Origin of the sequence: uncultured Legionella sp. (assembly GCF_937871865.1) — a bacterium.
Taxonomy (GTDB): domain Bacteria; phylum Pseudomonadota; class Gammaproteobacteria; order Legionellales; family Legionellaceae; genus Legionella.
On record NZ_CALMPD010000055.1, the window covers coordinates 1 to 6,759 of the forward strand.

Consider the following 6,759-nt stretch of genomic DNA (forward strand, 5'->3'; position numbering starts at 1 on the left):
CAATAAACCAAGTAGCAGCAGTATCACACCTAAAAAAGTGCCCATCTCATTCTCCTTAATGAATCGTCGATAAGCCAGGACTGCGCTCTAGCTCATTCTGCAATATAATCCTCTTCAACTTCCAATAGCAAACCGTCGCATACAATGACTTTAATGTTTTTATCTGCTTCAATTGGCGTATTGGAACGCACATTCCATATCTCACCGCGGATAACCGCCTGCCCACTGGGATTGATCGCCTCTAGCGCCCGTCCTTTTGCTCCAACAAGCATAATTAAACCATTCCTTACTTTTTGGCGCCGTGATTTTATGGCCATACCCAATATCACTATAAATAAAAGTATGTTGAGGATGGCCATTGCCCATATAACCGACCAGGCTATCTGATAGCCGGCATAATCTTTATTCATCAACATAATGGAGCCCAACACAAAGGCCGCGGTTCCACCAATCCCCAAGACGCCAAAACTAGGCGTAAAAGCCTCTGAAACAATAAATGCGATCCCTAAAATGATTAGCAATAATCCTGCGTAGTTGACGGGCAGTAATTGCAAGGCATATAGGGCAAGAAGCATTGATACCGCCCCCACGACACCAGGCAACACAAAGCCCGGATTTACCAGTTCGAAAAAAATACCATAAATTCCCAACAGTATTAAAAGATAAGCCACCGTGGGATTCGTAATGACCGACAAAACCTGGGTTCGCCAATCCGGATTAACTAATTCAATGTGCGGATTACTCGTATCCAGAATCATCTTCTTATTATTTTGCACGACCGTTATGCCATTGATTTGGGATAATAAATCATACTTATCGGTCGCAATGTAATTAATCACTCCTGCCTTTAAAGCCTCACCGGAGGTTATTGACGTAGCATTGCTCACCGCATTTTGCGCAAAAACAGGATCTCTCCCCCTTAATTGTGCCAAAGCGCGAATGGTAGCCAAGGCATCATTAGTTATTTTTGCTTTCAGTGTTGGATCCTCTTGATTACTCAGATTGGATAACTCCTTACCCAGACTTATAGGACTTGCTGCTCCTAATTGCGTGCCAGGGGCCATTGCAGCCACGGTGCTGGCATATACTAAATAAGTTCCGGCACTGGCCGCTCTCGCTCCAGTAGGACTGACATAGGTAACTATTGGCACGTTTGAGGTTAAAAATTTTTGCACCATTGTTCGTGTGGCATCATTAAGACCACCAGGAGTATCCAGTACCACCAAAATCAGTTCTGCATTTTGATTGTTATCGATTCCTCGTCCAATATAATCAGCTGTAGCAGGACCAATGGGGCCTTTAATATTAAACTCAACAATTTTGGCGGCATGAAGTGTTGATGTATTGATGCTCATCAATACGATAAAAATGCTATTAAGAATAAACCCACGAAAGACAGTAGCAATCGTCTTATCATAAAACCTAAGGTGACCATGCATGGTACCAATTGCTCGCATGCTTAGTTCCTTGCGAAAGGATAACATATGATAAAAGATAGCACAGATTATTTAAACAGAAAGAAAGATAATGCACTTGACTTATAATTTCACTACAGCCGTGTCGCACGAAGTGCTTCACAAGCCGTAGTTATTATGGAACTAATAATTAGAAATAAACGCCTATTTGAGCAGAAACAGTATCAGCAGAACGACCAGTTCCTAAAGTCGGCTGATTTACAAGCCCGGGAGGTGCAGCACCATTTGCAAATTGATTCGCGCCATAATCAATATCATGGCGATATTCCAAACTCTCAACCGTATCTTTCCAAATGGAGATGTTAAATACACCCAGAACTCTTTGCTTAGGTAAATTCAGCGCTAATGCATCTTTGGACCATTGATAGCCAACACCGATAGAAGCTGGGCGGTTAAACGCTCTAAACGTCATACCGGCCTCTAGTTGAGCAGCCTGCGGTTTGGCTCCTCGACCATTAAAACTCAAATCCTGTGCTCTAAACGCTTCAGTAGCACCAACCCATTCAGCCGTAAAATTATAACGACCATATCCAATGTTACCATGCACATCAACGGCTGGAGTTTTTCGAACAGCCTCATTACCATTCGTGATGGAACCAAAGCCGCCAAATGTGGTATTCACCGTAGAGCCTGTACTTTGCATTCCCGCTGCATCAGCTACTGAACTGATGTAACTGACCCCAATTTCTCCACTATCGTCCAGAAAATCGAAGATGTACCCTAAATTCACGCCTCCAACGCCTGACCTGCCATAAGTGGTATCACTTCTATAAGCATACACCGCCGCGAAAGGTCCTACATCCTCTTGGGATTTATACCCAAGAATAAAAGGTCTTGTTTTAGTTCTTGAGACATTCAATGTTAATGGAGCGCTGATCATTGAACTGGAATAGCGCCCAAAAGGCACATAGAGCTGACCTGCAGTGAAATACAGTGGCGTTTTATCCAGGTTACCAATATTGACAAACCCCATATTCAAATTGAATGCAGAGTTATTGATTCGCGGGCCGACATCAGGAGGACTCTCATCGTACGCAATGGCCAGGTATGCTTCAACATTTTGATTCAGCGCGGCTGCAATATCCAACTCACTGGAACCTAAGGTTAAATCGCCATTAGTGTTTCCTCTAAACGGGTCATTAATAACCCCTACTGGTTCAGATTTTCCACTTAGTGCAATAATGGGCATTTGAGGAACAGGGTAGCCAATAGCTTGATAAGCTCGATATAAACGTCTTCTTTGTTGCATCAAACGAATATCACGGTTAATACTTGAAATGTTGACAATATAATCGGAACCATCAAATGCAGGTCTGTCTCCTAAATATGGGGAGCTGACTACCGGGGTGCCCGCAATATAGGTGACTACCCGATTATCAGCAACTAAGGCAGTTGGATAAAAAGCGATGGATTCTGGATGTGCCTCTGGAGCATGTACTGTAATATGAGATGAATGATAGCGCTTATCATCAGCGGCTCGCGGCTTTATCACCGGAGCAGACTGAGGACTCGCTTTTTGGCTTACTGCTTTAGGCGCATTACGCGTTTTTGCTGCATTCTGTGACGCTAATGTCTTTTGCAATCTGTCCAACTGAGCCTGTAAATCTTGGGCTTGATGTTGTAAACGCTGAATTTCTCGTTGAATTTGCTGATCTTGCTCCGCATATATTGGCGATGATAGACAAGCCAAAGCCACTAGAATTTTTTTAAACTTCATGCGGTACTCCTGGTTATTATTTTTACTTCCTGCTTGGATAAGCGATGGATTATATCTTGGTAAATTCGTGATGACCAGAGATAAAGTCAGAACTTTTTTAATCTAGTTTGTATTTATTTGCTTCTCTAAGCAGTTTTTTTGATACAGCGCAATCCGCCAGGTTTTAAACAAGGCAGCGATGAATAAATAGAGGAAGTACAGAGAGAAGAACGGTATGACAGGAGGGCTGATCTATGAATTGGCAACGCGGGATAAATTTAGGAAAACGCAGTAAATTTAAAGTAGCGGTACCAACCGTAGTGTTTCAATTACAAAAAAAAAGCCCATATCAACCTGGGCTTTTTTATTCAAGCATACAAAGAGTATTAATTATGCGTTACCTACATATTTCACACCGAAATATGGGCCATATAATCCATAATCACTACTACCAAACACACCTGTTCCAGGAGCATTATATCCGGTAGATTGCAGCGCATTGAAATAATTCATAACTTGGTAGCCGCCTTGCAGGTTCAAAACACCTTGAGGCATTGCGTACGCGTAGTTAACACCTAATTTAGCTTCTAAACTAGCGACAACGGTCTTTTTACTGCCGTAGTAGTCTACAAGTACTGCACCAGCAGGAGTACCTACGAAGCCATAATCAACTCGGCTGGTACCATAAAGAAGTGAGCCTGCACCATTAGCAGTAACACTAAACTCATTGGTTACGTTGAAAGAGTAGTCAATACCAACAACTGGACCAAACCCTTTAAAATCTGATTTTTCAAATTGATTAACAGAAGTAATTCCTGAAGGAATTAATAGAGCAGGTGAGCGAGCAAAGTAAGCTGTTGATTCATTGTTAATATTTGCGTATTGCAGACCGCCATAAAAACGCATTTTTTTAACTAAACCAAAATCAGCATGCTGACCTAATACCAGATTCACTTGATCAAAATAGGTGCTGTCATCTAAGCTATAAACAGAAGTTAGTGGAGTAACGCCTGCTGGAATAGGAATTACGCCTAAAAAGCCGTCACGGTTAGAATTGTTGCGATAATGTACCCAGGTAGCTGTAGCATCATTACCAGTATTAAAATGATAAGAACCCTCGAGTCTGTAACCCCAGTCCCATTCATTATTTATGCCGTCATAAGTTCTTGCTGGCAAAAGATTGTGTTGGTAGGCTTTGTTTGCATCAAAAATTTGTCCAAAATACAGCCCTTGTACACCGATATCCCATAGTGCCGCTTCACAAGGAACAGTTACATTACCCGGGGTGCAAACTGGTCCCATAGTACCGGCAACTGCAAAACTACTTGCGGCCAGTCCCAATACAGCCAAAGTTGTCTTTTTTAACATAAATACTCCCTTACGTAAAAAAAAAGCCCATCACCTTAATGATGGGCCTCGAATAATTCTTAGGTTAGTAAGAAATTATACATTACCAACATACTTCAAACCAATGTATGGGCCAGAAGCTGAGAAATCAGTTTGACCAACATAAAGATTATTAGCAGTTGCATTCAGGTTAGCTGTAGAGTGTAACGCATTGAAGTAGTTGAACCACATGTAACCAACATCAAGAGTTAAATCACCTTGAGCCATTGCATAAGTGTAATCAGCACCTAACTTAGCTTCAACTTCTGGAACGATTGCGTTCTTCGAACCGTAAGCTAAATGAGCGCCATCACTGAATTTTGCAGTGCCAACCAGGATTGCAGTAGCAGCTTTAGCATAAATTCCGAATCCGTTACCGAATACGTAGTTCATGTCTAAACCAGTACGTGGTCCGAAGCCGTTGAACTCATTGTTATGGTTGTAAGAGAAAACACTTCCGTTGAATGTGTTGTGATCCGCTTTAATTCTTGCGTATTGAACACCACCGTGGAAACGCATTTTCTTGTTAGCGCTGAAATCAACGAATTGACCTAATTCACCGTTAACAGCATCCCACTTGATGTTATGACGGTAGCTGTTTACGTTACCGTAGTACCAACCATCGTTATCTGTATCTAAGTGGTACCAGTTAATGTTGATGTCATTTCCGGTATTGAAGTGGTAAGAACCTTCTAATTTGAAGCCCCAATCCCAATCATGATCCCACTCTTGGTAAGTACGGTAACCAGCAACTGTAGTAACATCTCTGTATCCCCAACCTGCATCATAAACTGGTTGTAAATAAAGAGCTGTAATTCCGATATCCCAAGCAGTTCTTTCGCAAGGAACAGTAACATTTCCTGGGGTGCAAACTGGTCCCATAGTACCAGCGAATACTGCTGCACTGCTACTTAAAGCAAGAACAGCTCCCGCTATTTTATTCAAATGTAACATGCTTATCTCCACTTTTTTATTATTAATTTCCGTTCGTTACCAATCTAATGAGTAATCAGCAACAGTACGCATTCTTCGCTCTAATAGAGAGCGTACCTAGATAAATTATCCAGCCGGACTTAGATAAAGTCAACAGTATTGCTGAAATTTCTTAAAAAGTTAACAAATTACACATTACCAACATACTTCAAGCCAATGTACGGACCAGAGGCAGAAAAATCTGTTTGTCCTACATACAATCCTGTGGCTGTTGTATTCAGGTTGGATGTAGTATGTAATGCATTGAAATAATTAAACCACATGTAACCTACATCAAGAGTTAAATCACCTTGAGCCATTGCATAGGTGTAATCAGCACCTAACTTAGCTTCAACTTCTGGAACGATTGCATTCTTCGAACCGTAAGCTAAATGAGCACCGTCATTGAATTTTGCAGTGCCAACCAGGATTGCAGTAGCAGCTTTAGCATAAATTCCGAATCCGTTACCGAATACGTAGTTCATGTCTAAACCAGTACGTGGTCCGAAGCCGTTGAACTCATTGTTATGATTGTAAGAGAAAACATTTCCGTTGAATGTGTTGTGATCCGCTTTAATTCTTGCGTATTGAACACCACCATGAAAACGCATTTTCTTATTGGCACTGAAATCAACGAATTGGCCTAATTCTGCATTAACAGCATCCCACTTGATGTTATGACGGTAGCTATTCAAATTGCCGTAGTAATAACCATCGTTATCTGTATCTAAGTGGTACCAGTTAATATTGATGTCATTCCCGGTATTGAAATGGTAAGAACCTTCTAATTTGAAACCCCAGTCCCAATCATGGTTCCATTCTTGGTAAGTACGGTAACCAGCAACGGTAGTAACATCTCTGTATCCCCAACCTGCATCATAAACAGGCTGCAAATAGAGAGCGGTGATTCCAATATCCCAGGCGGTTCTTTCACAAGGAACAGTAACATTTCCTGGGGTACAAACGGGTCCCATAGTGCCGGCGAATACTGCGCTGCTACCTAAAGCAAGAACAGCTACTGCTGTTTTCTTTAAACTTAACATGCCTTGTCTCCACTTATGATTATAATTGAGTTCCCAATTTATTGATAACTCACCTCTTGGAGTTGTCAATAGCATGCATTCGTCGTTCAGGTTTCGAAGCATGCAACGTTATCAGTATCTGCACTGATTTTATATATGTCAAGAAATTAGAGGAAAAAATTCAATATTTTCATGGGGATATCGATTT

The 6,759-nt window shown here is 41.5% G+C and carries 5 protein-coding genes; all 5 read right to left on the reverse strand.

The genetic code is table 11. The features are described from left to right. Positions 1 to 92: 92 nt before the first annotated feature. Entirely contained in the window at positions 93 to 1,355 is a 1,263-nt protein-coding gene (locus Q0495_RS03330; RefSeq protein WP_298623096.1) for a nodulation protein NfeD, read from the reverse strand. A 250-nt stretch (positions 1,356 to 1,605) separates the two neighbouring features. Further along, the gene (locus tag Q0495_RS03335) at positions 1,606 to 3,192 is read right to left on the reverse strand and encodes a FlxA-like family protein (protein ID WP_298623090.1); all 1,587 of its coding nucleotides are present in this window, start codon (positions 3,190 to 3,192) and stop codon (positions 1,606 to 1,608) included. 369 nt (positions 3,193 to 3,561) lie between these two features. After that, positions 3,562 to 4,539: an Lpg1974 family pore-forming outer membrane protein gene (locus Q0495_RS03340; protein WP_298623091.1), complete on the reverse strand. Its 978-nt coding sequence runs from the start codon at positions 4,537 to 4,539 to the stop codon at positions 3,562 to 3,564. A 75-nt stretch (positions 4,540 to 4,614) separates the two neighbouring features. After that, positions 4,615 to 5,511 (reverse strand): Lpg1974 family pore-forming outer membrane protein, encoded by an 897-nt coding sequence (locus tag Q0495_RS03345; protein WP_298623094.1) that lies wholly within the window; start codon positions 5,509 to 5,511, stop codon positions 4,615 to 4,617. Positions 5,512 to 5,678: 167 nt separating this feature from the next. Next, positions 5,679 to 6,572 (reverse strand): Lpg1974 family pore-forming outer membrane protein, encoded by an 894-nt coding sequence (locus Q0495_RS03350; RefSeq protein ID WP_298623098.1) that lies wholly within the window; start codon positions 6,570 to 6,572, stop codon positions 5,679 to 5,681. Positions 6,573 to 6,759 lie beyond the last annotated feature (187 nt).

Bases quoted from the DNA above. Each gene is read 5' to 3' on its own strand.
- Q0495_RS03350 (WP_298623098.1), bottom strand. From the start codon at position 6,572: ATGTTAAGTTTAAAGAAAACAGCAGTAGCTGTTCTTGCTTTAGGTAGC.
- Q0495_RS03340 (WP_298623091.1), bottom strand. From the start codon at position 4,539: ATGTTAAAAAAGACAACTTTGGCTGTATTGGGACTGGCCGCAAGTAGT.
- Q0495_RS03330 (WP_298623096.1), bottom strand. From the start codon at position 1,355: ATGAGCATCAATACATCAACACTTCATGCCGCCAAAATTGTTGAGTTT.
- Q0495_RS03335 (WP_298623090.1), bottom strand. From the start codon at position 3,192: ATGAAGTTTAAAAAAATTCTAGTGGCTTTGGCTTGTCTATCATCGCCA.
- Q0495_RS03345 (WP_298623094.1), bottom strand. From the start codon at position 5,511: ATGTTACATTTGAATAAAATAGCGGGAGCTGTTCTTGCTTTAAGTAGC.